This window comes from Microbacterium sp. Au-Mic1 (assembly GCF_021341785.1).
Taxonomy (GTDB): Bacteria; Actinomycetota; Actinomycetes; order Actinomycetales; family Microbacteriaceae; genus Microbacterium.
Genome location: NZ_JAJTTF010000002.1, coordinates 52227 through 78031, shown reverse-complemented (window position 1 = coordinate 78031; position 25805 = coordinate 52227). Strand labels below are relative to the sequence as shown.

Here is a 25805-nt window from a genome sequence, read left to right as displayed (position 1 = left end):
GACTCGAACCGTCATATCCGCCCGTGCGCCGTTCGGCGGACGTAGCCTCGGACCATGTCCCTGCCGATCGCGCTCGTCGTGGTCGCCGCACTGCTCGCGGCGACGCTGCTCGCGGGCGTGCTGCTGCGACGGCGGGACGGCCGCGCGGTGACCGTGCACGGCGATCGGCACGTGGATCCCGCCGACCTGATGCACCCCCTCGGGGCGCAGGCGACGCTGGTGCAGTTCAGCACCGAGTTCTGCGCGCGCTGCCCGCAGGTGCGACGGATGCTCGGATCCGTCGCCGCCGAACGCGCGGGCGTGGTGCATGCCGAGGTGGATCTCACCTCGCGCGCCGACCTCGCGGCACGTTACAAGGTGATGTCGACCCCGACGACTCTGCTCGTCGGTCCGGACGGCCGGATCCGCTCCCGCTTCACCGGCGTGCCCACCCGGGCCGCCGTGCTCTCGGCCCTCGACGGGGCCGACCACGTCCAGGAGGCCACCGCATGACCGCTCCCGCCGGCATCGACCCGCGCGGTCCTCGTTTCGCCGCGTGGATCACGTCCGCGCTGCTGCTCATCGCCACCGTGCTGGGGCTGGTCGAGGCTTCACAGCCGGCGACCGCTCAGTTCGGCTGGTTCGCCTATCAGCCGCTCGCGAGCACCTTCACGCCAGGATCCGTGCTCGCCTACCGCGCGACCCAGCCCGCGTTCCTGCTCACCTTGGTGATCGCCGCCCTGTTCCTGTGGGGCGTGCTCTCCCCGCGCACGCAGCCGTGGGGCGTGCTGTTCCGCACCCTCGTGCGTCCGCGCCTCGACCCGCCGAGCGAGCTGGAGGATCCGCGTCCGCCGCGGTTCGCGCAGGGTGTCGGTCTGTTCGTCGTCGTGATCGGCCTGCTGCTCCATCTGATCGGCGTACCCTGGGCGCTGCCGATCGCCACGGCGATGGCGTTCGTCGCCGCCTTCCTCAACGCCGCGTTCGGATTGTGCCTGGGCTGCCAGCTCTATCTGCTGCTGCAGCGCGCCGGAATCCTGGGTCGGGCGCCGCGACTTCCCTGAGAACTGCGGATCCGGCCCGGGGCGATCGATAGGCTGGCACCCTCACCCACCCCGATCGGAGGACCCATGTCCGTCACGAGCGAAGCCGCTGCCACCTGGACCGGAAGTCTCATCGAAGGCGAGGGATCCGTCTCCTTCTCCTCTTCGCACCTGGGCACGTTCCCGCTGAACTGGAAGGCGCGGTCGGAGGGATCCGACACGACCACAACGCCCGAGGAGCTCATCGCCGCGGCGCACTCCTCGTGCTTCAGCATGGCGCTCTCGCACGCGCTCGCCGGCAACGGCACCCCCGCCGAGCGTGTGAACACCACCGCGTCGGTGACGTTCAGGCCCGGCGTCGGCATCACCGGCAGCCACCTCAACGTGAACGCCTCCGTGCCCGGCCTCGATGCGGAGACCTTCCAGCGCCTCGCGCAGGAGGCCAAGGTCGGCTGCCCGGTGTCCGCCGCACTGTCCGGCATCGAGATCACGCTCGAGGCGACCCTGGCCTGACCCGCGTCGCCTCATCGGAACGGCCGCGTCCCCCTGGGGATGCGGCCGTTGTCGTGCGCGATGCGCGCGGAAGGCTACTTGGCCAGGCGGATCGCGGCGCGGATCGCGGCACGAGCGTCCTTGCGGTGCCCTGCCGCGTCGTGCACCACACCCAGCCGGTACTGTGCGCGCCAGTCCCCCGGCTCCTCGGCGGCCGCGGAGCCGTACTCCGACACGAGCCGCGCGGCATCGTCGGGCAGCAGCCGCCCGTTCGAGCGCAGGTGCTCCGGCGCCTCCGGCATCCCGCCCTCGTCGTTCAGCGTGCGACCCAGGCGGTCGGCAGCGAGGCCGAACTGCAGCTCGCGTACGAGCGCCCAGGCCCCGATCAGCGGCATGACGAGCAGGGCGACCCCCATGGTGATCCCGAGCGCCTGCCCGGACCCGAGCAGCACCACCGCGCGCCAGCCGACGAGCGCGATGTACAGCACGAGAAGCGCAGCCATGACCACGACGCCGATCCGGGATCCCATCCCTCCATCCTAGATCGGCGGAGGCGCCGCGTCCGCGGGCACGACGTCGCTCCGGTCCCGCGCCGCGGGCCGGCGCGGCCGCGAGCCGAGCGCGCGACGGACAGCGCGAGAAAGCGCACGACAGCGGCGTGACAGTGCCGCGAAAGCGAGGCGGCGGATGCTCGGAGCATGACGAATCCCACCACCGACTGGGCCCTCGAGGCCGACGGACTCGTGAAGGTGTTCGGAACGAACCGCGCGGTCGACGGCGTCGACCTGCAGGTGCGCACCGGCGCCGTGTACGGCGTCCTCGGCCCCAACGGCGCCGGCAAGACCACGACCATCAACATGCTCGCGACGCTGCTGCGTCCGGACGGCGGCACCGGCCGCGTGTTCGGGCACGACGTCGTCCGCGAACCGCACATCGTGCGACAGCTCATCGGCGTTACCGGGCAGTTCGCCTCGGTCGACGAGACGCTGTCCGCCACCGAGAACCTCATGATCTTCGCCCGGCTGCTGGGTCTGAGCCGCGCTGAGGCACGAGCCAAGTCCGCAGACCTGTTGGAGCGCTTCGGCCTGTCCGAGGCGGCGAAGCGCCCGCTGAAGAACTTCTCCGGCGGAATGCGGCGTCGCCTCGACCTCGCCGCCTCCCTTCTCGCGCAGCCGCCGCTGATCTTCCTGGACGAGCCCACGACGGGCCTCGACCCCCGCACCCGCGGGCAGATGTGGGACACGATCCGCGAGCTCGTGAACACCGGTTCCACGGTGCTCCTCACCACCCAGTACCTCGATGAGGCCGACCAGCTCGCCGATCGGATCGCGGTGATCGACCGCGGAAAGGTCGTCGCCGAGGGCACCCCGGATGACCTCAAGGCGTCCGTCGGCACGTCCTCGCTGCACCTGCGCGTCCGCGACACCGCCGACACCGCCGACGCCCTCCGAGCGATCGAGCAGACGCTCGGCGTCCGTGGCGTGCTCTCCCCCGAGGCCTCCCGGATCACCGCCCCGATGGCGGATCCGGATCGCATCGCCGACCTGCTGATCACGTTCCGCGAGGCCGGGATCGGGCTCACCGAGATGAGTGTGCAGAAGCCGACGCTCGACGAGGTCTTCCTCACGATCACCGGGCATCCGGCGGACGAGGAGTCCGCCGACGAATCCACCACCGCTCAGATCCAGGAGGTCCGCGCATGAGCACTCTCACCCCCACGGCGGGACGCATCGTCCCCGCTGCGCAACGTCGGCTGAGCCCGCGTGCGAGCCTGTCCCTGAGTCTGCGCAACACCATCACCATGGCGGCCCGTGGCCTCATCAAGATCCGTCGGACGCCGGAGCAGCTCTTCGACGTGACCGTGCAGCCGATCCTGTTCACCCTGATGTTCACCTACATCTTCGGCGGCGCGATCTCCGGCAACGTCACGAACTACCTGCCTGTGATCATCCCTGGCATCCTGGTGCAGACGGTGATCACGACCTCGGTCGTGACCGGCGTGCAGCTGCGCGAGGACATGGACAAGGGCGTGTTCGATCGGTTCCGTTCCCTGCCCATCGCGCGCATCGCCCCGCTGTCCGGAGCACTGCTGGCCGACACGATCCGCTACGGCATCGCGACGTCGCTCACGTTCGTGATGGGTTTCATCATGGGCTACCGCCCGGCGGGCGGGATCGGCGCGGTGGTCGCCGCGGCCGTGCTCGTGATCGTCTGCGCATGGGCGATCAGCTGGATCTTCGCCTTCGCCGGCGTCATCGCCCGCACCGCGTCGAGCGTGCAGGGGATCTCGATGATCATCCTCTTCCCGCTGACGTTCCTCTCGAACGCCTTCGTCCCGGTGAACACGATGCCGGGCTGGCTGCAGTGGTTCGTGAATGTGAACCCCGTCTCGCACCTGGTGACGGCCGTGCGAGATCTGGCCAACACGGGCACGTTCGGAGTCGATGCCTGGGTGTCGCTGCTCGGCGCGGCCGTGATCGTCGCCGTCTTCGCCCCGCTCACGGTCAAGGCGTACATGCGGAAGGCCTGAGTTCCACGACGAAGGGCGCCCTCCATCATGAGGGCGCCCTTCGTCGTGCTCGACGGGGCCTCGCTGCCCGGCGCGGTGAGGGCGCTCAGCGCGGTGAGGGCGCTCAGCGCGAGCCCAGCACGGCGAGGCCGCGAGCCACGCGCTCAGCGGGATCCAGCGCAGCGGCGGCCGTCCTCGCCGCCGCGACGGCCTCGGATCCGACGATCCGCTCCGCGTCCGCGAAATGCGACGCGAGGCTCAGGCTCGGCATGTTCTGCCGTCCGCCGAGCACTTCGGCGAGCGCGATCGCCTCGGTCCCGCGCGGGATCAGCTCGGGCCGCCGGAGAGCCCAGGCCGACCAGCCGATCAGGGCCGTGCCGAGCACGGGCCGGTCCACGCCCTCACGCCGCTGCCGGCAGGCGGCGATCGTGCGGGTGCGCAGGCGCCGCTCCCACACGGCGAGCTCCGACTCCGGCACGTCGAGCTCGCGTACGGCCGCGGAGACGTATCCGGACAGCGCCATCAGATACCAGGGTGAACGGCGGTGCACGGGATCGGCGAATGCTCCCATCGCACGGCCGAACGCCTCGGTCGCCTCCGTCGGGTTCCCGTCCAGGAGCTCCGCCTCCGCGAGCCCGTAGAGCCCGATCGATCCCAGTTCCACGCCGTCCTGGCTGAGCCCGCCCTCCTCGATGAGCCGGGTGAACAGCGCCCGCGCCTCGCGGCCGCGGCCCAGGCAGAGCAGCGCACCGCCGCGCACCCATTCCTGGTGGTTCATCTGATCCTGCGCGTCGAACTCCTCGAACACGACGGTCGCTCGCTGGATCCAGGTCATCGCCTCGGCGGGGCGCGCCGACTGCGCGGCCAGCTGTGCCGCGAGATCGGCGGCCATGCCTTCGGCCCAGCGCTCGTCGAGATCGCGCGCCCGGTGCCAGGCGCTGCGGGCGGCCTCCATCGCCACCTCGGCCTCGCCGTCGTTCTCCGCGCGATGCGAGCGCAGCACATCCGCCGTCAGCAGCGCTCGAGGATCCGATCCGTGCACGAGCTCGGACGCCGCCCCGATCGGCCCTCCCCGGCCCACCGCGAGCAGCGCGTCTGCCAGCAGCTGCCACGACGGTGCCAGCGCGTCACCCGCGACCCGTACGGCGCGGGTGACGAAGGCGAGCCCTCGCGCGGCGAGAGGATCCCCGCTGATCATGCAGCCGAGCGAGGCCATCACGACCGCCATGACCTGCAGATCCGGCTCGATGTCTCCGGCCGGCAGGGCATCCACGATCTCGATCATCGGTCCGGCGTAGCCGATGAACTCGGTGAAGGATCCGCGGATGAACCAGGACTGCCCGAGGACCGTGAAAAGGCGCACGGCGTCGGCACCGCGATGCGCGGCCACCAGGTGCCGCAGCACGTGCACGAGGTTGTCGTGCTCGCGTGTGATCGCGAGGTGCGCCTGCGCGGTCAACCCCGATGGGAACGCCCTGGCCCTGGCACCGTGCTCTGCGGCGAAAGCGAGCGCCCAGGCGACCACGGCCTCCCACGCGTCGTCCTCCGCGCCGGTCTCTGCCAGGCGGTCGTGCCCGAACTCGCGCACGGTCTCCAGCATGCGGAAGCGCACCGTGCCCTCGCCGGTCTCGACGACGTTCAACAGCGACTGCGAGACGAGCCCCTCCAGGACGTCGTCCGAAGCGGCGGACAGCACGGCATCGGCGGTCTCCGCCGAGAACCCGCCCGGGAGCACCGACAACAGCGCGAGCGCCTGCCGGGCATCCGGGGACAGCAGGTCCCAGCTCCACTCGATCACCGCCTCCAGCGTGCGATGGCGCTCGGGTGCCGCACGGTCGCCGGTGGTCAGCAGCGCGAAGCGGTTCTCCAGCCGACGTTCGATCTGCTCCGGCGTCATCGTGCGCACTCGCGCCGCTGCGAGTTCGATCGCGAGCGGCAGCCCGTCCAGGCGCCCGCACAGTCGCGCCACGACCTCGAGATCGAGCGTCGCTCCCGGGCGCGCGACCTGCGCGCGTTCCACGAAGAGGCGGACGGCGGGAGCCTCGTACGTCGCCTCGATCTCCAGCGGGTCCAGCGCGAGCACGCGCTCCGCGGCGATCGCGAGCGGCGTACGGCTCGTGGTGAGGATCCGCAGCGACGGCACCGCGGCCAGCAGATCCGCGGCCCACCGTGCGACGCCGTCGATCACCTGCTCGCAGTTGTCCAGAACCAGCAGCGTCGCCCGCTCGCCGAGCACCGCCACGATTCGGGCGCCGAGGTCGGGACGCGGACGCTGTTCGGAGAGCCTGCCCCCGGGCACGTTCTCGCTGATCCCCAGGGCGGCGGCGATCGCCAGGGGCACCCCCGCGTCGGCGCGGACGCCCGCGAGCGGGACCACGACCACCGCGGGAGCCGAGGACTCCGCCGCCAGCGCCTGCGCGAGCCGGGTCTTACCCAGCCCGCCCGCGCCCATGATCGTCACCAGCCGCGCCGTGCGCAACAGCGTGCGGGCTCCCGTCAGCGCCTCGTCACGGCCGATGAGCTCGTTCGGCGCAGCCTGCACCCCGATCCGCACTCGCGGCCCCTCGTCCTGGCCCCGCAGCAGCTGTGCGTTCAGCTCCACGAGGGCGGGACCAGGTGAGCTGCCCAGGGCGTCGGCGAGCACCGTGCGCAGTCGTGCGAAGACGCCGAGCGCCTCCGGAGCTCGGCCGGCCTCGGCGAGAGCGGTCATCAGCGCCGCGTGCGCGGGCTCGTCGAGCGGGTGCGACGCCACGAGCCCCTCGAGGATCCCGATGCCCTCCGCCGTCTGCCCGGATGCGACGAGCGCAGCGGCGAGACAGCCTCGCAACGCGGCGTGCAGTTCCTGCGCCTCCGCTGCGAGGTCTTCGGCGATCGGAGCTCCCGCGAGGTCCACACCGGGCTCGCCCCGCCACAGGGCGATGGCCGCGCGCAGCAGACGGATACGGTCGGGATCGCCGTCGTCCAGCATCTCCGCCTCGGTACGCAGACGACGTGCGGTGTGCAGGTCGGTGTCGTCGGTGCCGAGCGCGTAGCCTCCCGGGGCGCTCGTGATCGCGTCGGATCCCGCCAGCGCCCTGGCCCGCGAGACGAGCGTCTGCAGGGCCGCCTTCGGGTTCTGCGGCTGATCGTCGCCCCAGACCTCATCGGCCAGGGCGGGCACGGATCGAGTGGTACCGCTGCCCGCCAGGACGAGCGCTGCCAGCAGCGCGCGCATGGGCGTGCCTCCGGCGTCGCGATCCGCGATCCGCACCGGGCCGAGCACGCCGATGCGCGCGGTCATGCGCGCGGCCGGATCCCCAGATCGATGACGTTCTCCAGCCCCACGACCACGCCGCGCAGATCTCTCGCGTAGGGAAGCGCGAGACGGATCCCCGGAGCGTACGCCGCCGCCGACTGCACGGTGTCGTGCACGATCGACAGCGACTCGCCCGGGCCGGAGAGGATGACCTCCTGCTTCGCGATCACGCCCGGACGGCGCAGCGAGTGCACCGGGACCCCGGCGACCTGCTGGCCGCGGGCGCGCTGGTCGACGTGCGGCGCGTCGACGGGACCCCGCTCCGCCCGGGCGGCGGCGATGAGCTCTGCGGTGCGCACGGCCGTGCCGCTGGGCGAGTCGATCTTGGTGTGCTGATGCGCCTCGATGATCTCCACGGATCCGAAGAACGGAGCGGCGAGGGCGGCCAGGGCCGTGCCCAGCACGGATCCCAGCGAGAAATTGGGCACGAACAGCGCTCCGGTCCCGGCAGCGTCGATGGCCGGCCGGATCTGGGCGATGCGGTCGGCGGACCACCCGGATGTCGCGACGAGGAGGTTGATGCCGCGGTCGGCCGCGGCGCGCACGATCTCGACGCTGGATGCCGGGGTGGTGGCGTCGACCACGAGGTCGGCGCCGTCGAGCTCGTCCATCGTGCTCCTCGACCCGAGCACCGCGCCGATCTCGAACCCATCGAGGTGGGCGATCACATCGCCGATGATGGTGCCGAGCTTGCCGGAGGCGCCCACCAGGGCCACGCGCGTCGTCATGTCCACAGTCTATTCAGCGGCCCAGACGCGGGCGCCTCCGGTCAACGCCCTCGGCCCGGCGGGCTCCGCAGGGTTGCCGACGCGTCCGGAGGCACCGACCGGCCGCATCGATTACCGTCGGACCATGCCCACGTTCCGCACCGCCTCCCCGGAGGACGCCGACGCCCACGCGGTGCTCGTCGACTACTTCACGCTCCGTGCGGCGGAGTTCCCCGGTGGCTCCTACTCCCCCACGTATCCCACGGCGGCCGCGTTCCAGGCCCCGGACGGCGTCTTCCTGCTTCTCGAGGAGGAGGGCGAGATCGCCGGCTGCGGCGGGATCCGCCGTGTCCCGATGCCCGGCGGCGAGACCGACGTGTTCGAGATCAAGCACGTGTTCCTGCGTGCGGAGACCCGGGGCCGAGGCTGGGGCCGGCTGCTGCTGGATGAGCTGGAGCACCGTGCTCGCGGTTTCGGCGCCGGCGCCCTCGTCCTCGACACCCACCACACGCTCGAGGCGGCAGGCCACCTGTATCGCAACAGCGGCTTCGCCGAGATCCCCCGCTACAACGCCAACCCGAACGCGACACGGTGGTATCGCAAGGAGCTGCGGCAGGCATGAGATTGTGGTCGGTTCACCCGCGCTACTACGACCGGCAGGCGCTGACGGCGTGCTGGCGCGAAGGGCTGCTCGCTCAGGCCGTGATCGCGGATCCGACGCGCCGCGGCTACGCGCACCATCCGCAGCTCCAGCGCTTCCGCGCCGTACGGGATCCGCTTGCCGCGATCGGCGACTATCTGTCCGCGGTCGTCGACGAGGCCGATTCCCGCGGATACCGGTTCGCGCGGGAGAAGATCCTCCGAACCGGTCCGGTCGAGCGGATCCCCGTCGCCCGCGGTCAACTCCAGTACGAGTGGGGGCACCTGCTGCGCAAGCTGGAGGTGCGCAGCCCGGACCTCTGGGACCGCTGGCGGACGACCCCGCTCCCGGATCCGCATCCGCTGTTCACCGTGGTGCCCGGCCCGATTGCGGACTGGGAACGAGTCGGCTGAGGACCCCCACCCCGGTCAGGGCACTCGCACTGCAACGATCAGCACAGGTTGTCACGATCAGCACACGGATCCGGGGATCCCGTGTGCTGAACGTGACACGGTGTGCAGATCGTCACATCCAGGCAGGTCGCGCGACGACGCTCCCCGAGACGCGCCGTCAGACCAGGAGTGGATCCGGCAGGCCGGTGCGCAGCTCGATCGGCAGGTGACTCAGGTCGTTGTGGGCGAGCAGGCTCCACGGGCGGCCCTGCTTCTGCGAGATCACGGTGAGACCGCAGTTCGCCTGGTTCAGCGTCATCCAGCGCCAGTCCGGCGCCTCCAGCACCTCGCGCACGAACCAGCTGATCACGAAGTTGTGTGTGATCAGCACCTCGTGGACGTCGCCGGGCTTGCGCACCAGGAACTCGTTCACGGCGTCGCCCATCTGAGCCCGCCCCGCCTCGATCTCCGCGTCGGTGATGGATCCGAAGAACGGCTCGAACGCTGCAGGGGTGTCGTCCGTCATTCCCGTCGGCACGCAGTCGAACAGCAGCGCGGACGGTTCGGCCTCGACTGACGGGATCCGCTCCGAGATCGCGCGGGCCGTCTCCGCCGCGCGCAGCAGCGGGGAGTGCCAGATCGCGTCGAGCGGGAGCCCGGACAGGCGATCGGCGATGAGCTCTGCCTGACGACGTCCGCGCGGCGAGAGGGGGCCGTCGGCGAGGCCGTGCTCGGCGTCCTGATGCTCGCCGTGCCGGACCAGATAGATGTAATGCGTCACAACCCGCTCGCCTCGTCTCCGGCTCCGTGGCCGGGGTGCTTCCAGCCTATGTCACAGATCGGACACGGCCACCCACCGGATCGGGTCAGCTCGCGGCTCGGGTCAGCTCGGCCAGCTGCGCACGGCCGAGGGCGACGCCCGCACCCTGCATCAGCTCGTCGACCTGCTCGGTGGCGAACGCGTTCACGATCGGCGCCGTGATCGTGCGCTGCGCGAGCAGCCAGCCGATCGCAACGGCGGCGACGGGCACCTGGAGCTCGGAGGCCGCGATGTCCAGCGCGCGCAGCACCTTGATGCCGCGGCGGTTGATGTTGCCGCGCAGCTGCATGCCGCGCACCCCCTGCAGCGACTGCTTGGTGCGGTGCCGGCCGGACAGGAACCCGTGCTCGAGCGCGTGCGACGGGGTGACAGCCAGCCCCTGTGCGGCGGCGACGAGGCGAAGGTCTCCCTCGAAGCCCGCGCGGCGCATCAGGTTGTACGGCTCGTCCAGCACTTCGATGCGCGGATAGCCGGCCGAGGCCAGGATCCGCGCCTCGACGAGACGCTCCGCGGTGAAGCCGAAGGCGCCGAGCGCCCGCACCTTGCCGGTCTCGACGAGCCATTCCGCGGTGGCCAGCGTGTCCTCGAGAGCACTGCCGTCATCGACCGTGCCGTCGAGGTAGAGCACATCGATGCGCTCGACGCCGAGGCGGGTCAATGATGCCTCTGCGGCGCGGACCAGGTTCACCGCACCGATACCCGGGTTGTCGGGGTGACCGCCGACGCGCACGTTCAGCACGATGTCATCGCGGTTGCCGCGCGTGGCGAGCCACCGGCCGATGATGTGCTCGCTGCGCCCCGCGGCGAAGCTGTCGGCCGTGTGCACGGCGTTGCCGCCGAACTCGGCGTAGCGGTCGAGGATGTGCAGCGCGGTGTCGGCGTCGGTGTTCCAGCCGAACTCGGCGCCGCCGAGGATGAGCGGGAAGGAGCGGATGCCGGTCTCCGCGAGCGGAACGCGCAGGCAGGTCCCGATGCCGGGTCCCACCACGGGGATCGGCGCCGACGGGTGCGGCGTCACCACCGCGGGCGCGCTGGTGACCGCGGGTGCGGCACCGCCGAGTGCGGAGCCGTTTCCGGATCCGACGCTGAAGAGACGCATGCGATCACCCCCGTGTCTGCTGCGTTGCGTTCTGAGACGCACCCCCCGGTGCGTTCCCTTCGAGAGTAAGCGAGGCCTCGGACGCTTCCGTTCATTGAGACGGCCAGGAGGCGAACAATGCGTAACGGTTCGATCACGAAAACAGCGAAAGGCCCGTTGTGTCCCCCTTTCGGCGGACACAACGGGCCGTTCTGCGGAGGATCAGGCCTCGGCGACCTCGGCGACCGGCTCGGCAGCGTCCGCCGGAGCCTCGTCGATGACGGGCTCGAGCGACAGCTTGCCGCGGTCGTCGATCTTCGTGATCTTCACGAGGATCTTCTGGCCGACGGAGAGCACGTCATCGACGTTCTCCACGCGCTTGCCACCGGCGAGCTTGCGCACCTCGGTGACGTGCAGCAGGCCGTCCTTGCCCGGGAGCAGGGAGACGAACGCGCCGAAGGTCGCGATCTTGACGACCGTGCCCAGGAACTGCTCGCCGACCTCGGGGTTGGTGGGGTTGGCGATGGCGTTGACCTGTGCGCGGGCAGCCTCGGCCGAGGGGCCGTCGGTCGCGCCGATGTAGACGGTGCCGTCCTCCTCGATCGAGATCTGCGCACCGGTCTCGTCCTGGATCGCGTTGATCGTCTTGCCCTTGGGGCCGATCAGCTCGCCGATCTTGTCGACCGGGATCTGCACGCTGATGACGCGCGGAGCAGTCGGCGCCATCTCATCCGGGCTGTCGATCGCGGCGTTCAGCACGTTGAGGATCGTGAGGCGCGCCTCCTTGGCCTGGGTCAGGGCCCCGGCCAGCACCTCGGAGGGAATGCCGTCGAGCTTCGTGTCGAGCTGGATCGCGGTGACGAACTCGCTCGTGCCGGCGACCTTGAAGTCCATGTCGCCGAGGGCGTCCTCGGCGCCGAGGATGTCGGTGAGCGCCGCGTAGCGGGTCTCACCGTCGACCTGGTCGGACACGAGGCCCATCGCGATGCCGGCGACCGGTGCGCGCAGCGGCACACCCGCGTTCAGCAGGGACAGGGTCGAGGCGCAGACGGAGCCCATCGAGGTGGATCCGTTGGAGCTGAGCGCCTCGGACACCTGACGGATCGCGTAAGGGAACTCCTCGCGGGTCGGCAGCACCGGCACGAGCGCGCGCTCGGCGAGGAAGCCGTGCCCGATCTCGCGACGCTTCGGCGAACCCACGCGGCCGGTCTCACCGGTCGAGTAGGGCGGGAAGTTGTAGTGGTGCATGTAGCGCTTGCTCGTCGTCGGGGACAGCGAGTCGATCTGCTGCTCCATCTTGAGCATGTTCAGCGTGGTGACGCCCAGGATCTGGGTCTCGCCGCGCTGGAAGATCGCGGAGCCGTGCACGCGCGGGATGACCTGCACCTCGGCGTCGAGCGGGCGGATGTCCGCCAGACCGCGACCGTCGATGCGGACGCCCTCGGTGAGGATCCGGCCGCGCACGATCTTCTTCGTGACCGACTTGTAAGCGGCGGAGAACTCGCTGAGCGCGACCTCGGGCTGCTCGCCCGCCTCGACGGCGGCGACGAGCTCGGCCTTGACGCGGTCCTTGATCGCGTCGTCGGCGTTCTGGCGCTCCTGCTTGTCGGCGATCTGGTAGACGTCGACGAGCTCGGCGTAGGCGCGCTCGGCCACGAAGTCGTACGTGCCCTCGCTGTAGGGCAGGAAGACCGGGTACACGCCCGGCTCCTTCGACGCCGTGGCGGCGAGCTGAGCCTGCGCCTCGACGAGCTGCTTCAGGAACGGCTTGGCGGCCTCCAGACCCTGCGCGACGATGTCCTCGCTGGGCTTGGTGGCGCCGGCCTTGATCAGGTTCCAGCTGCCCTCGGTGGCCTCGGCCTCGACCATCATGATCGCGACGTCCTCGGTGCCGTCACCCTTGGTGACGACGCGACCGGCGACGACGAGATCGAAGACGGCCTGCTCGACCTGCTCCGCGTTGGGGAACGCGACCCACTGGTCGGCGTGCTCGCCGTGGCCGGGGATGAACGCGAGGCGCACACCGGCGACCGGGCCGGAGAACGGCAGACCCGAGATCTGGGTCGACGCGGACGCCGCGTTGATCGCGAGGGCGTCGTAGTACTCGCCCGGCGCGATCGAGAGCACGGTGATGACGATCTGGACCTCGTTGCGCAGGCCGTCGACGAACGACGGACGCAGCGGGCGGTCGATCAGACGGCAGACGAGGATCGCCTCGGTGGAGGGACGGCCCTCACGGCGGAAGAACGAGCCGGGGATCTTGCCGGCGGCGTAGGAGCGCTCCTCCACGTCGACGGTCAGCGGGAAGAAGTCGAAGCCCTCACGCGGGGACTTGCCCGCGCTCGTGGCGGAGAGGAGCATCGTCTCCTCGTCCAGGTAGGCGGCGACCGCGCCCTGCGCCTGCTGCGCGAGACGGCCCGTCTCGAAGCGGACGGTGCGGGTGCCGAAGCGACCGTTGTCGAGAACGGCCTCAGTAGCGGTGATTTCAGGACCTTCCAAGAGGTCTCTCCTTCTTTGTTTAGGCTCGCTCTCCCGTGTGGAGCGCGAGCATGGACGGATGCGCACAGAGGCATCCTGTTCGATCCTATCAGCGTGCGGCGCTGCGGCCGCGCGGGGCGGGATCCGGACCCTTCGACGGCCTCAGGGACCGGAGGAGTTCACACCTCGCTGGGCTCGCGCACTCCGCGCTCACGGCCGAGTCGCACGTAGTCGTGATGCTTGGCGCTGCGTCCGTCGCCGGCGGCGCGCCCGTGCAGACGCCGCCAGACCCACGGCAGCGCGTGCCGGCGCCACCAGACCCCGGCGCCCGTGCGCTCGGTCTCGTGCAGCGCCTCGTCGAGCGCGCCGAGTTCGTCGGCCAGCGCCACGCCGAGCGCGACGCCCGCACGGTACGCCAGGAATCGGTGCCCCCGACTGGAGAGGTGCACCAGGTCCTCTCCCCAGTTCGGCCGCGCGGCGAGCTGGGGGTGCAGGTCCGTGTCGAGCAGGATCGCTCCCTGGCGACGGGCGATGCCGGCGAGCGCGGTGGCCCAGGCGGAGAACCGGCGGGCGTAGATGCGCGCCGCCGGGTTGCCCGGCAGGAACGCCGTGACCAGGAGCACGTCGGCGCCGTTCTCGCGCAGCTGCCGCACCGTGTCCTCCAGGCACGCGGCGAGCACGGGGATCGCGACCCGCTGCTTCACGAGGTCGTTCGCACCGACCAGGATCGACACGAGATCGGGGCGCAGCTGCAGGGCACGGTGCAGCTGCGATCCGCACACGTCCTCGACCCGCTTGGAGCGGATGGCGAGATTCGCGTAGTCCAACGGCTCCCGGGCGGCCAGCAGCAGGGCGAGGCGGTCCGCCCAGCCGCGCAACGCGCCGTCGGGACCGGGGTCGCAGAGCCCCTCTGTGAGCGAGTCGCCGAGCGCGACATAGCGGCGCCAGCGCTTGCGCTCCCCCACCGGCGTGGGCTCCGGCCGCACAGCCCGGGGGGCGCGCAACCCGGCGTCGGCGCGATGCAGGTCCTGCGCCTCATCGAAGTGGTCGAGGAGCTGGTCGCACACGGCGCTCCAGCTCCGGCTCTCCACCGCGTCCCGGCCGGCTCGGCCGAATGCCTGTCGCTTGCGCACGTCTCCGGCGAGATCCCGCACCCGATCGCGCAGATCCTGCAGATCGCCCGGTCGGTACAGCCACCCGTCGACGCCCTGGCGCACCAGATCCAGCGGGCCGCCACGGCCGGTCGCGACCACCGGGATCCCGCTCGCATGCGCCTCCTGCAAGGTCTGCCCGAACGTCTCACTCTCGCCGGGGTGCACGAAGACGTCGAACGATGCCATGGTCTGAGCGAGCTCCGGACCGCTGAGATGCCCCAGGAACACCGCGTCCGGGAGCAGGCTCTCGAGCCGCGCGCGGGAGGGACCGTCTCCGACGATCACGAGCCGCACTCCCGGCAGGTCCGCGAGCACCCGCAGGTCCTCGACCTGCTTCTCCGGCGCCAGCCTGCCCACATAGCCGATCACGGCGTCGACGCCTGCTCGGTGTGCCCACGCGCCGTCGCGCCGCTCCGGGTGGAACCGTTCCGCGTCCACCCCTCGACCCCAGCGACGCACCCGATCGACCCCGAGCCGCGCGAGCTGCTCCTCCGACTCGGACGAGGGGGCGAGGGTGAGGGTGGCGCGCCGGTGCAGTCTCGCGATATGGGCCTCGGCGAGCGCCGTCGTGAGCGAGACCCCGTAGCGGGCCGCGTAGGCGGCGACATCCGTCTGGTAGGCGGCGACCGCGGGCACCCCGATCCGCTCGGCGGCGAGCGCACCACGCCAACCCAGGGCGAACGGCGACGCGAGGTGCACCACGTCGGGCGCGAACCGGTCCAGTGAGACCGCCAGCCGATGTGCGCTCGAGGTGCCGACGCGCACCGTGCGGTACCCCGGCAGCGCCACGGATGGGATGGGCTCGATCCTGGCGTGCCCGATCATGCGCGGCATGCCCTCCGCAGCGGGGGCGTAGACCCGGGCCTCGTGCCCGTGGCGCTCGAGGTGGCGGAGGATCTGCAGAACGGACCCGGTCACGCCGTTCATGTGCGGGAGGAAGGATTCCGTCACGATCGCTGCTCTCACGTGATCAGGATCCCGCCCCGCAGGGCCCGGCACGGCGCGGAACGACGGCCATCACACAGTGTTCACCGGATGCACCGCGATCGGTCACCCCGCGTCCGCCGCCGCGCCCCCTGCCCGTCCCGCTCCGTTCTTCCAGGACTCCGGGACACCCTCGGCGCTAGGCTGACGCCCATGAGTACCGACGACACCGCCGCCGCGGACATGAAGCGCAAGTTCAAGGAGGCGCTCGAGAAGAAGAACGCCCAGCAGCACCAGGGCGAGGCGCACCTGAACGGCGACTCCGCCGTGCACGGCACGCACGGGGCGCAGACCCGGCGCGAGTTCCGCCGCAAGAGCGGCTGATCCCGTATCCACCGCGAAGGGCGTCGACGAAGGATCGTCGGCGCCCTTCGTCGTCTGCGCATCCGCGGGAAGGGCTGGGAATCCACAGCGAGCGGGGTTAGCGTCGAATGGTGATCGTTTCTTCCGCCTCTGCCGCCCCCGTGCGCAGAGCCCGCACGACCCGCCCGGTGCTGGCACTCGTGGCCGGCGTGCTGCTGATGGTGCCGCTCGCGGTGGCCGCGCCGGCGTACGCGGACGACTATCCGTCATGGCAGGACGTGCAGAACGCGCAGGGCGACGAGCAGGCCACGCAGGATCAGATCACGCGTATCGACGACGCCCTCGCCACGGCGCAGCAGAAGGCCGCGGACGCGTCGACCGCCGCCATGAAGGCCGGCCAGGCCGCCGACACGGCCCGGACCGATGCGCACGCGGCCGAGCAGCGCGCGGACGAGCTGGGCGTGCAGGCCTCCGCCGCCGAGCAGGCCGTGCAGCAGACGCATGAGCAGCTCGGTGCGGTCGTCGCCGGCCGCGCCCGCGTCGAGTCCGCGGCTCCCCTCACCGCGCGACTGTTCACGTCTGCGAACCCGGACCAGCTGCTCACGCGCCTGGGTGTGCTGCAGCAGCTCGACTCCACCTGGGCGAAGCTCGGCGAGCGCGCGCTCGAGGCGCAGAGCATCGCGACGTCACTGGAGGACCAGGCCCAGACCGCCCGCGCGGCCAGGGACGCACTCGCGACCGCCGCCGAGGACGCGGCGCAGAAGGCGAAGGCCGCCGCGGACGCCGAAGCCGCCGCAGTCGCCGACCTGCAGGGCCACGTCACCACGCTGTACGCGCAGCTGGCCACGCTGAAGAACACCACGGCCGACGTCGAGCGGCGCTACCGGATCGGCCAGCAGGTCGCCGAGCAGGAGCGCGAAGCCGCAGATGCCGCGGCAGCCTCCTCCTCGAGTGGGTCCGGTGGCGGAGGCGGCTCAGGCGGCAGCGACCTCGGCGGAGTCGGCGGAGGCGGCGTGAACGTCGATCCCGCCGGCGCCCAGGCATACGCCGCCGGTCAGCTCGGCAACTACGGCTGGGGCCAGGACCAGTTCCCGTGCCTGTACCGACTGTGGATGCAGGAGTCGAGCTGGCGCGCGGACGCGTTGAACCCCGACAGCGACGCCTACGGGATCCCCCAGGCGCTGCCGGCCGACAAGATGGCGGCCGCGGGGCCGGACTGGCGCACGAACGGCGACACCCAGATCGACTGGGGCCTCAGCTACATCCAGGACCGTTACGGATCCCCCTGCGGCGCCTGGGCCCACGAGGTCGCCAACAACTGGTATTGAACCCGCTCTCCGTCGCGAGCGAGCGCCGGGCCGGGGCGGGAATCGTCACCCGCGGCCCGGCCCGGCCCGCGATGCGGGTCAGCCGCGTTCCGCCCGCGCCTGCGCCCGCTGCTGCTTGGCCGCCATCTCCTCGATCGCGGCGTGCCCGAGCGTCTCGGTGCTGACCGGCTCGACGGCGGCTCCGTCCTGCGCGGCCGGCTGCGCGTCGTGCCCCACGCCGTCCAGCAAGGACTCGTCGAACGGCCGCGCCCCGGAGAGCACCTGACGCACCTGCTCCGCGTCGATCTGCTTCGTCCAGGTCCCGATGAGGATGGTGGCGACCGCGTTTCCGGTGAAGTTGGTCAGGGCGCGCCCCTCCGACATGAATCGGTCGATTCCGACGATCACACCGACGCCGTTGACGAGGTCCGGACGGTAGGCCTGCAGACCGCCGGCCAGGGTCGCGAGCCCGGCGCCGGTGACGCCCGCGGCTCCCTTGCTCGCGATGATCATGAACACGAGCAGCCCGATCTGCTCGGGGATCGACATCGGCTGCCCCAGACCGGTCGCGATGAACAGCGACGCCATGGTCAGGTAGATCGCGGTGCCGTCGAGGTTGAACGAGTAGCCGGTCGGCACCGTGATGCCCACGACGGGCTTCGCCACACCGAGGTGCTCCATCTTCGCGATCAGCCGCGGCAGCGCCGACTCCGACGAGGACGTGCCGACGATCAGCAGGTACTCGCGCGCCAGGTACTTCATCAGCTGGAAGATGTTCACACCGGCGACGAGCTTCAGGATCCCGCCCAGCACCACGACGATGAACACGATGCAGGTGAGGTAGAACGCGCCGAGGAGGATCCCGAGGCTCCAGATCGCCGCGACGCCGGTCTTGCCGACCACCGCCGCGATCGCGCCGAACGCGCCCAGCGGCGCGAGCCACAGGATCATCCCGAGCACGCGGAACACGAGCGTCTGCAGATGCTTGATCGCGGTCATGATGGGCGCGCCGCGATCCCCGAGGCCCTGCAGCGCGAAGCCCACGAGGAGTGCGATGAAGAGCACCTGCAGCACGCTCTCACCGGTGAAGGCGCCGAAGAACGTGGCAGGGATGATGCCGAGGATGAAGTCCTGCGTCGTCTTCGCCTCGGTGGTCGCCGCCTCATAGGTGGCACCGGCCATGTGCAGCCCCTCACCCGGGTGGATGATGTTGCCCACGATGAGGCCGATCGCGAGGGCGAAGGTCGACATGACCATGAAGTAGATCAGCGCGAGTCCGCCGATCTTGCCGACCGTCGCCGCCTTGGCGATGGAACCGACCCCGATCACGATCGTGCAGAAGATGATCGGAGCGATCATCATCTTGATGAGGCTCACGAAGCCCTTGCCGATGGGTTCGAGGCCCTGGGCGAACTGCGGGAACACGAGTCCGACCGCGATGCCGAGTCCCACCGCCAGGAGCACGGACACATAGAGCCAGGTGTGCTTGTCCCAGGAGTTCTTGCCGCGGCGCCAGTCGTGCCGCGGGAGTCTGAAACCTTCGGTGAGAGCCATCATCGCCTCCGCTGAGTGAACAGAAAGCCCGCGCCACTGCGGGCGGGCCATGCCGAACATCGTGCGCAGCGGCGATGCAGCACGGCGAGTTCTGTTCGTATTGAAACCGACGCGAACCCCGCGCAGCCCGCCGCTCGCCGCACGACCTCGCGCATACTGGCTGAGGAGGTCGGGATCGGCGATGGCGACGACAAGACGCGGCGGCGTGCGCAGTGCGGCATCGCGCGTGTTCGCGCTGCTGATCGGATCCGTGCTGCTGATCGGCGCCGCGATCGGGGCGTTCCTCACCTGGGAGGCGCAGACGTCGGCGCGCCAGGAGGCCGAGCACGTCACGGTGGCGATCGCCCGAGCGCTCTCCGCCGCCCCCGCGATCGAGACCGCCGTGACCGCCACGGATCGCCCGGCGGCGGAAGCGGATCTGCGCGACTACGTCGAGTCCGTGCGCGCAGGCGCCGGGCTGGACTTCATCACGGTCATGGACGGGAACGGCGTGCGACTCACCCACCCGGATCCCGCCCAGGTCGGCGGGCACTACCTCGGCACGATCCCCCGCGACGGCCGCCCCCTCACCGAGCAGTACACGGGCACCCTCGGGCCGTCCGTGCGCACCATCGTGCCGGTCCACGACGCCGCAGGCGCGGTCGTCGGCTGGGTGTCGGCAGGGGTGACCGTGGAGTCGCTGGCCGGCGCTCTGCTGCGCCGACTGCCGGTGATCCTGCTCCTCACCCTCGCGGTCGTGGCGCTCGGCGCGCTGGGCGCCGTGTTCGCGCGGCTCGCGACGCGGCGTATCACCGGCGACCTCGAGGCCCGCGACGTGCGAGAGGCGGTGGCGGGCTACGAGTCGGTGCGCACGCTCGGCGAGGCGCTGCGCGCGCAGACCCACGAACACGGCAACCGCCTGCACACGGCGCTGTCGCTGCTCGAGCTCGACCGCCGCGACGAGGCGATCGCGCTGCTGTCCGAATCGTCCTTGCAGAGCCAGTCCGTGATCGACCAGATGACGCTGCGCGACGGGGATCCGACGCTCGGCGCGCTGCTGCTGGGAAAGGCCTCGCAGGCCAAGGAGCGCGGCGTGCGATGGCAGGTCCACGTGGATCCGGCCGCTCCCCGCGCGGATCTGACCCCGGTAGATGCCGTCGCCGTCGTCGGCAACCTCATCGACAATGCGCTCGACGCCGCGCCCCAGGCCGAGACGGGCGCCGAGCGCTGGGTGCGGGTCGACGTCGCGGCGGCGGACGGCGGCACCGTGGCGATCACGGTTTCGGACGGCGGTCCCGGCGTCCCCGCCGATCTCCGGGAGCGGATCTTCGAGCACGGCTTCTCGACCAAGCCGAGCGATCGCTCGGGGCGCGGCGTGGGGCTCGCGCTCGTCCGGGACATCGTGATCGCGGCGGGCGGAAGCATCGAACTCACCGCGGAGCCGACGGCCTTCCGGGTGACCCTGCCCGGCATCGCGCACGAAGGGAGGATCGGATGATCGGTGTCCTGCTCGTGGACGACGATCCGCTCACGCTCGAGCTCCATGCGGCCTACATCGCCCGGCTCGACGGGTTCGAGGTCGTCGGCGAGTGCACCGGCGTGCGTGCGGCGCTCAGCGCGCTGTCCGCCGATGCGGAGCGGATCGATCTGGTGCTGCTGGATCTCACGATGCCCGACGGCTCGGGGATCGATGTGCTGCGCCGGATCCGCGGCGCAGGCAGCGCGATCGAGGTGATCGCGGTCACCAGCGTGCGCGATGTCGAGGCCGTGCGACGGATGTCGGCGCTCGGTGTGGCGCAGTACCTGCTCAAGCCGTTCCCGTTCGCGGTCTTCCGCGACCGTCTGCAGCAGTTCCGCGATCGACACGAGCACGCGATCGGTCTCGCCGGAGCCGCCAGTCAGGAGGAGATCGACGCCCTCATCGGAGGTCCTGCGACCGGCAGCATCGCACTGCCGAAGGGTCTCGCGGCGGAGACGCTGCAGGCCGTGACCGCGGTGCTGCGCGCGCACGGCGACCTCTCGGCCGGGGAGGCCGCGCCCCTCGTCGGCGTCTCCCGCGTCACGGCTCGGCGCTACCTGGAGCATCTCGTCGCGCAGCGCGTCGCGGTCCGTGCCCCGCGCTACGGTGCACCGGGTCGGCCGGAGACCGCGTACCGCCTTGCCGGGGAGGGCGGCGCACCCCGCTGAGGGCCTGGGCGGATCGACGCCCGTGTCCGTGCGGCGACTCCGCATCCGGTGTTGTCACGGCGATGGCCGTGTCCTGACGGTGCACTTCGCGGTGGTAGCGTCGTCCTGTCCTCAGGGCGGGGTGCAAGTCCCCACCGGCGGTGTCGCGGTTCGGTCCGCGCGAGCCCGCGAACGGTCCCCATGGCGGGGACCGCCGATCCGGTGCGATTCCGGAGCCGACGGTCACAGTCCGGATGAGAGAGGACAGAAGGAGCAGTTCACCATGCCCAGAATCGCCATCGTCGCCGCGCAGTGGCACGCCGAGATCGTCGAGCAGGCGGTCTCCGCCTTCGTCGAGCGCCTCGCCGAGCTCGGCATCGACCAGGTCGACGTGTTCCGCGTTCCCGGCGCGTTCGAGATCCCGCTGCACGCGCAGCGCCTCGCTCGTACGGGCCGCTACGAGGCCATCGCCACGAGCGCCCTCGTCGTGGACGGCGGGATCTACCGGCACGACTTCGTCGCCGGGTCCGTGGTCGATGCGCTCATGCGCGTGCAGCTGAAGACCGACGTCCCGGTGTTCTCCGCCGTGCTCACCCCGCACCACTTCCACGAGCACGACGAACACCAGGACTACTTCCGCCGCCATTTCTCGGTCAAGGGCCGGGAGCTCGCCGAGGCGGTCTCGGCCACCGTGCAGAGCCTCGCCGCGATCGGCTGACCGCGCGACGGCTGCGTCACACCGGGTCGCCGTCGCCGAGGTCTGCCGCGACGGCGGACCTCGGCAGCGGCGGATCTCAGCGGGGCAGACGGCCCTCGTGCAGCACGCCCTCAGGATCGGCGCTCGCCCGCACCGCTCGCAGCCGATCAAGGTCGGATGCCGTGGCGCAGCGCTCGAGCGTCTGACCCGGCGTGAGGAACGTCGGCACCGTCCGCTCTGCGGCAGCCGGGGCCAGCAGGTCGAGGAGGCCGGCGATGCTCGCCTCGCCGGGCTCCGCCGGTGCGCCGGGGAAGTTCGGCACGAGCGCATGCAGCAGCCAGGAGGCAGACGCCAGGGAGGCGAAGCCGGGACGCCGCGGTGCGTCGAGCGCGCCGCCCAGCATGCGCAGGTCGATCCCGACGATCGACGACTGCTCGGGCGCCTGACGGAACACCACCAGCGCATCGATCGTGGCGTCGTCGAGTCGGTCGAGAGCCAGCGAGGCGCCCCGGCCGGCGGTCGGATCGGTCGGCTCTCCCGAGGCTGCGGCGAGCGCGGCGAGCGAGGTCGGTCCTGCCGTCTCCCGCTGCACGGTGCCCGCGCGACGCACACCGTCCAGAAGCGCCTCGGCCGAGCCATCGGAGGACAGGGCCTGGACGGTCAGGAAGCTCTTGCCGCGGATCTCCTCGGGCAGCATCGGCGCGTCCGGCATCCGCATCGAATTCGTGAACACGTTCAGCGTCGACGGTGCCGCCGCGGCGAGGTCGCGCACCGCGCGGATCACGGATGAGGCGTCGGCCGCAGCGAAGGTGAGGGAGGCGCCCCACTGCGCGGGCGCGGGGACGAGGTCGATCTCGAGCGCGGTGACGATCCCGACCACGCCGCCGGCGCCCCGCAGCGCCCACATCGCCTCACGGTCGCTCTCGTCGTCGATGCGCTCATGCGTGCCATCGGGCCGGAGGACCCATGCCGCACGCAGGTTGTCCGAGCCGAGGCCGGCGGTGCGGCTGAACCACGAGTGACCGCCGCCGAGCGTGTACCCGGCGACCGACACGACAGGGCTCGTGCCTGCGGGGGCCGCCCAGCCCGTGCCGTCGAGGGCTGCGACGACCGCGCCCCAGCGCACACCGCTGCCGATCACCGCGACACCGGCCCCGAGATCGAGATCGAACCTGTCGAACGCCGCCGTCCGCACGATCACGGCGCCGGCCAGGTCGCCGGACGCGCCATGGCCGCTCGGCTGCACCGCGATCGGCGTGCCGGCCTCACGCGCGGCGGCGAGGATCAGGCGCAGATCATCCAGGCCCGCGGGCGTCGCGACCGCGGCCGGAAGCTGGTTGATCGAGAGGTTCCACGGGCGTCGGGCGGCGTCGAAACCGTCGTCGCCCGCCCGCAGGAGAGATCCGTCGAGTTCACCGGGAAGTGTGTCGAACGCAGAGAGAAGGGGCATGACGCCACCGTACGATGCCCCACGGACATTCGTCGGCGGCGTCACGCCCCGATGCTGCGGCTCGCGGCTACTCCCCCGCGAGACCGCCGAGCAGATGACCGAACGAGCGTCCCTCGCCGAGGTAGTTGCCCGGATCGAAGGGGTCCTTGTCCGCGGCGGGCTCGCGGCGGGCCATCGCCTCGGCGAGCTCCCGCGCACCACGCTCGACACGAGTGCTGAGCGGCGCCACCTCGTCGGCGTTCGCCCCCCAGTCGCTCGAGGCCGCGAAGACCCCGGTCGGCACCGGCTCGGCGTGCAGGTAGGTGAACAGCGGGCGGATCGCGTAGTCGATCGCGAGCGAATGCCGCGCGGTACCGGCGTTCGCCCCGATCAGGACCGGCTTGCCGGCGAGGGCATCCGGATCCAGCACGTCGATGAACGACTTGAACAGACCGGAGTAGCTCGTCGAGAAGATCGGCGTGACGGCGATCAGGCCGTCGGCCGACACGACCGTGTTGATCGCCGAGTCCAGCGCCGGCGGGGCGAACCCGGTGAGCAGGTTGTTGGTGATGTCGTGCGCGAGGTCGCGCAGTTCGATCACGTCGACGCTGACCTCGGAGCCGAGCTCGGTGAGCCGATGCGCGGTCTCCGCGGCGAGGCGGTCGGCGAGCATGCGCGTGGATGACGGGTTGCTGAGCCCCGCGGAGATCACCGCGATACGACGTGCGCCCATCTCAGTTCGCCCCCTTCGTGGCCGCGGTCCCGAACGAGGAGCCGGCCGCGGCCGGAACCGCACCGCCGTCCTGGTAAGGCGATCCGGCGGTGAGGTTGTCGCCGCGGTTCGCGCCGGGGCGCGCCTCACGTGACGGTCCGTCGCCGTACACCGCCTTGACGCGGGCGGCGTGGGTCGGCGCATCCGGCACGTCGGCGGGGCGGTTCTGCGCCAGCTCCTTGCGCAGCACCGGAACGACCTCGCCGCCGAGCAGGTCGATCTGCTCGAGCACGGTCTTCAGCGGCAAGCCGGCGTGGTCCATGAGGAACAGCTGGCGCTGGTAGTCGCCGTAGTGCTCGCGCATCGCGGCGTAGCGGTCGATCACCTGTTGCGGAGAGCCGACGGTGAGCGGCGTCATCTCGGTGAAGTCCTCCATCGACGGGCCATGGCCGTAGACGGGCGCATTGTCGAAGTAGGGACGGAACTCGTTCACCGCGTCCTGCGAGTTCGGACGGATGAACGCCTGTCCGCCGAGGCCGACGATCGCCTGCTCCGGCGTGCCGTGACCGTAGTGCGCGAAGCGCTGCCGGTACAGCTCGATGAGGCGCTGGTAGTGCTCCTTCGGCCAGAAGATGTTGTTCGCGAAGAACCCGTCGCCGTAGTAGGCGGCCTGCTCGGCGATCTCCGGCGTGCGGATGGAGCCGTGCCAGACGAACGGAGCGACCCCGTCGAGCGGCCGCGGGGTGGACGTGAAGCCCTGCAGCGACGTGCGGAACTTGCCCTCCCAGTCCACGACGTCGTTGGTCCACAGCTCGTGCAGCAGAGCGTAGTTCTCGATCGCGAGCGGCAGCCCCTGGCGGATGTCCTTGCCGAACCACGGGTACACCGGACCGGTGTTGCCTCGCCCCATCATGAGGTCCATGCGGCCGCCGGAGACATGCTGCAGCATGGCGTAGTCCTCGGCGATCTTCACCGGGTCGTTCGTGGTGATCAGCGTCGTGGAGGTCGAGACGATGAGGCGCTCGGTCTGCGCGGCGAGTGCCGCGAGGAAGGTCGTCGGGCTGGACGACCAGAACGGCGGGTTGTGGTGCTCGCCGATCGCGAAGACGTCGAGTCCGACCTCCTCCGCGTGCTTGGCGATCGTGAGCGTGTTCTGGATCCGCTCACGCTCGCTCGGGGTCTCGCCCGTCACGGGGTTCCGGGTGATGTCGCTGACCGACATGAGGCCGAACTGCATGCCCGACCAGGTGCTCGACTCGCTCACTGCGCTCTCCTTCAGATTTCTATTCACTTGAATATATCTGGTGAAACACCCGCCTGTCAGAAGTATTCCCGGGTTCCGCGAGATCGGCCAGGGATCCGCGGACACGGGAGCGCCCGCCCCGCGAGGGGACGGGCGCTCCGACGAGGACGCGAACTCAAACGGCCGGCTCCGTGTGGTCGGTCGGCGTGTGGATGATGTCGAAGTAGACGCTCTTGTCCGCCGCGTCCGGGAAGACGCGGTACGTGAACTCCTCATCGTCGAGCGCGACGATGTCGGAGTCACGCTCGAACAGCGTGGCGCCGGCGGCATCCTTGGCGACGATGTGTCGAGTCGCACCGTCTGGGGTGACGGTCCAGTCGCCCTGCATCTTCGGGGCGTCGTCGAGGGTGTACATGGTGAACGTGCCGCCGTCCTTGAAGTAGGCCCAGCCCACGAAGTTCTTGACGTCGTCATCGGTCAGCGGGACGTCCTTGCCGGCGGCGTCCGTCGCGCCCGTGGTCTCCCACGCGGTCGAGGCCAGCACCTCGGCTGGCGTCATCGTCTCGGCCTCCTGCGACGCGGCGCTGCTCGCGCCGGGAACCGCGTCGACCGCCCCGGTCGCGCTGCATCCGGCGAGCAGGCCGAGGGCGATCAGGGCGCCGGCGGCGATCGTGACGGTGCGGGTCTTCGTGATGGTGCTCATGGCTGTGTCCTTCTCCTCGGGACCGGAGCGCGGGAGCGCTCGAGGCGGGGCTCCGCCCTCCTGGTCTGTGCGATACGTCCCATGCTCGTCGCGGCCGGGACAGGGCACATCGCCCGAAGAGACGGAGCAGACCAGCCGATCGGA

Annotated in this window: 23 protein-coding genes, 1 pseudogene and 1 riboswitch; of the genes and pseudogenes, 12 read left to right on the top strand and 12 right to left on the bottom strand. The window is 71.0% G+C overall.

Annotated elements, in window-relative coordinates:
* Positions 1-54: 54 nt before the first annotated feature.
* The 3 genes from LXM50_RS02900 to LXM50_RS02890 all read left to right on the top strand — a co-directional run bounded on the left by LXM50_RS02900 (position 55) and on the right by LXM50_RS02890 (position 1532).
* The gene (locus tag LXM50_RS02900) at positions 55-492 is read left to right on the top strand and encodes a co-chaperone YbbN (protein WP_233309665.1); all 438 of its coding nucleotides are present in this window, start codon (positions 55-57) and stop codon (positions 490-492) included.
* The gene (locus LXM50_RS02895) at positions 489-1040 is read left to right on the top strand and encodes a DUF4395 domain-containing protein (RefSeq protein WP_233309663.1); all 552 of its coding nucleotides are present in this window, start codon (positions 489-491) and stop codon (positions 1038-1040) included. The genes LXM50_RS02900 and LXM50_RS02895 overlap by 4 nt, the downstream gene beginning before the upstream one ends.
* 66 nt (positions 1041-1106) lie before the next feature.
* On the top strand, positions 1107-1532 hold the full coding sequence (locus tag LXM50_RS02890; protein ID WP_233309660.1) for an OsmC family peroxiredoxin: 426 nt from the start codon (positions 1107-1109) through the stop codon (positions 1530-1532).
* 74 nt (positions 1533-1606) lie between these two features.
* On the opposite strand, the gene LXM50_RS02885 is transcribed toward LXM50_RS02890, so the two are convergent.
* A complete protein-coding gene (locus LXM50_RS02885) occupies positions 1607-2041 on the bottom strand; it encodes a hypothetical protein (protein ID WP_233309659.1) in 435 nt (144 codons plus the stop codon).
* 168 nt (positions 2042-2209) lie between these two features.
* Here LXM50_RS02885 and LXM50_RS02880 point away from each other — a divergent pair, with 168 nt between their 5' ends.
* Both LXM50_RS02880 and LXM50_RS02875 read left to right on the top strand, forming a co-directional pair.
* Entirely contained in the window at positions 2210-3214 is a 1005-nt protein-coding gene (locus tag LXM50_RS02880) for an ATP-binding cassette domain-containing protein (protein WP_233309657.1), read from the top strand.
* On the top strand, positions 3211-4041 hold the full coding sequence (locus tag LXM50_RS02875; RefSeq protein ID WP_233309656.1) for an ABC transporter permease: 831 nt from the start codon (positions 3211-3213) through the stop codon (positions 4039-4041). The genes LXM50_RS02880 and LXM50_RS02875 overlap by 4 nt, the downstream gene beginning before the upstream one ends.
* A 103-nt stretch (positions 4042-4144) precedes the next feature.
* Here LXM50_RS02875 and LXM50_RS02870 read toward each other — a convergent pair whose 3' ends face one another.
* Positions 4145-7300: a BTAD domain-containing putative transcriptional regulator gene (locus tag LXM50_RS02870; RefSeq protein ID WP_233309654.1), complete on the bottom strand. Its 3156-nt coding sequence runs from the start codon at positions 7298-7300 to the stop codon at positions 4145-4147.
* A complete protein-coding gene (gene dapB / locus LXM50_RS02865) occupies positions 7297-8043 on the bottom strand; it encodes a 4-hydroxy-tetrahydrodipicolinate reductase (protein WP_233309652.1) in 747 nt (248 codons plus the stop codon). The genes LXM50_RS02870 and dapB overlap by 4 nt, the downstream gene beginning before the upstream one ends.
* Before the next feature lie 124 nt (positions 8044-8167).
* Here dapB and LXM50_RS02860 point away from each other — a divergent pair, with 124 nt between their 5' ends.
* On the top strand, positions 8168-8644 hold the full coding sequence (locus LXM50_RS02860) for a GNAT family N-acetyltransferase (RefSeq protein ID WP_233309650.1): 477 nt from the start codon (positions 8168-8170) through the stop codon (positions 8642-8644).
* Entirely contained in the window at positions 8641-9075 is a 435-nt protein-coding gene (locus LXM50_RS02855; RefSeq protein WP_233309648.1) for a pyrimidine dimer DNA glycosylase/endonuclease V, read from the top strand. Before LXM50_RS02860 ends, LXM50_RS02855 begins: the two co-directional genes overlap by 4 nt.
* Positions 9076-9232: 157 nt before the next feature.
* Here the strand turns inward: LXM50_RS02855 and LXM50_RS02850 are convergent, their stop codons facing one another.
* The 4 genes from LXM50_RS02850 to LXM50_RS02835 form a co-directional block, all read right to left on the bottom strand.
* On the bottom strand, positions 9233-9835 hold the full coding sequence (locus tag LXM50_RS02850) for a histidine phosphatase family protein (RefSeq protein WP_233309647.1): 603 nt from the start codon (positions 9833-9835) through the stop codon (positions 9233-9235).
* A gap of 85 nt (positions 9836-9920) precedes the next feature.
* The gene (locus LXM50_RS02845) at positions 9921-10973 is read right to left on the bottom strand and encodes an aldo/keto reductase (protein ID WP_233309645.1); all 1053 of its coding nucleotides are present in this window, start codon (positions 10971-10973) and stop codon (positions 9921-9923) included.
* Positions 10974-11174: 201 nt separating this feature from the next.
* Positions 11175-13451 carry a polyribonucleotide nucleotidyltransferase gene (locus tag LXM50_RS02840; RefSeq protein WP_233309642.1) on the bottom strand — a complete coding sequence of 759 codons (2277 nt, stop codon included), beginning with the start codon at positions 13449-13451 and terminating at the stop codon, positions 11175-11177.
* Positions 13452-13609: 158 nt separating this feature from the next.
* Positions 13610-15550 (bottom strand): GDSL-type esterase/lipase family protein, encoded by a 1941-nt coding sequence (locus LXM50_RS02835; protein WP_233309640.1) that lies wholly within the window; start codon positions 15548-15550, stop codon positions 13610-13612.
* A gap of 171 nt (positions 15551-15721) precedes the next feature.
* Here LXM50_RS02835 and LXM50_RS02830 point away from each other — a divergent pair, with 171 nt between their 5' ends.
* Both LXM50_RS02830 and LXM50_RS02825 read left to right on the top strand, forming a co-directional pair.
* Positions 15722-15892, top strand: a complete 171-nt coding sequence (locus tag LXM50_RS02830; RefSeq protein WP_160299713.1) for a DUF5302 domain-containing protein — start codon at positions 15722-15724, stop codon at positions 15890-15892.
* A 110-nt stretch (positions 15893-16002) separates the two neighbouring features.
* The gene (locus tag LXM50_RS02825; RefSeq protein WP_233309638.1) at positions 16003-17199 is read left to right on the top strand and encodes a hypothetical protein; all 1197 of its coding nucleotides are present in this window, start codon (positions 16003-16005) and stop codon (positions 17197-17199) included.
* 78 nt (positions 17200-17277) lie between these two features.
* Here the strand turns inward: LXM50_RS02825 and LXM50_RS02820 are convergent, their stop codons facing one another.
* Positions 17278-18732: a cation:dicarboxylate symporter family transporter gene (locus tag LXM50_RS02820; protein ID WP_233309637.1), complete on the bottom strand. Its 1455-nt coding sequence runs from the start codon at positions 18730-18732 to the stop codon at positions 17278-17280.
* 181 nt (positions 18733-18913) lie between these two features.
* Between LXM50_RS02820 and LXM50_RS02815 the strand changes: the two genes are divergently transcribed.
* From LXM50_RS02815 to LXM50_RS02805, 3 genes and pseudogenes are all read left to right on the top strand, one after another.
* Entirely contained in the window at positions 18914-20209 is a 1296-nt protein-coding gene (locus LXM50_RS02815; RefSeq protein ID WP_233309635.1) for an ATP-binding protein, read from the top strand.
* Complete coding sequence (locus tag LXM50_RS02810) at positions 20206-20898, top strand: response regulator (RefSeq protein WP_233309633.1); 693 nt, start codon at positions 20206-20208, stop codon at positions 20896-20898. Before LXM50_RS02815 ends, LXM50_RS02810 begins: the two co-directional genes overlap by 4 nt.
* A 103-nt stretch (positions 20899-21001) precedes the next feature.
* A riboswitch (FMN riboswitch) is annotated at positions 21002-21147 on the top strand.
* 10 nt (positions 21148-21157) lie between these two features.
* Positions 21158-21595, top strand: a pseudogene (locus LXM50_RS02805) (6,7-dimethyl-8-ribityllumazine synthase); the annotation flags it as partial.
* A 76-nt stretch (positions 21596-21671) separates the two neighbouring features.
* Here LXM50_RS02805 and LXM50_RS02800 read toward each other — a convergent pair.
* From LXM50_RS02800 to LXM50_RS02785, 4 genes are all read right to left on the bottom strand, one after another.
* Positions 21672-23024, bottom strand: a complete 1353-nt coding sequence (locus tag LXM50_RS02800) for an FAD-binding oxidoreductase (protein ID WP_233309630.1) — start codon at positions 23022-23024, stop codon at positions 21672-21674.
* Positions 23025-23091: 67 nt separating this feature from the next.
* Complete coding sequence (locus LXM50_RS02795; protein WP_233309628.1) at positions 23092-23736, bottom strand: FMN reductase; 645 nt, start codon at positions 23734-23736, stop codon at positions 23092-23094.
* 1 nt (position 23737) lies between these two features.
* Positions 23738-24952, bottom strand: coding sequence for an LLM class flavin-dependent oxidoreductase (locus LXM50_RS02790; RefSeq protein ID WP_233310081.1), 1215 nt, complete (start codon positions 24950-24952; stop codon positions 23738-23740).
* Between the two features lie 181 nt (positions 24953-25133).
* Positions 25134-25661, bottom strand: a complete 528-nt coding sequence (locus LXM50_RS02785) for a DUF4822 domain-containing protein (protein WP_233309627.1) — start codon at positions 25659-25661, stop codon at positions 25134-25136.
* Between the last annotated feature and the right edge of the window lie 144 nt (positions 25662-25805).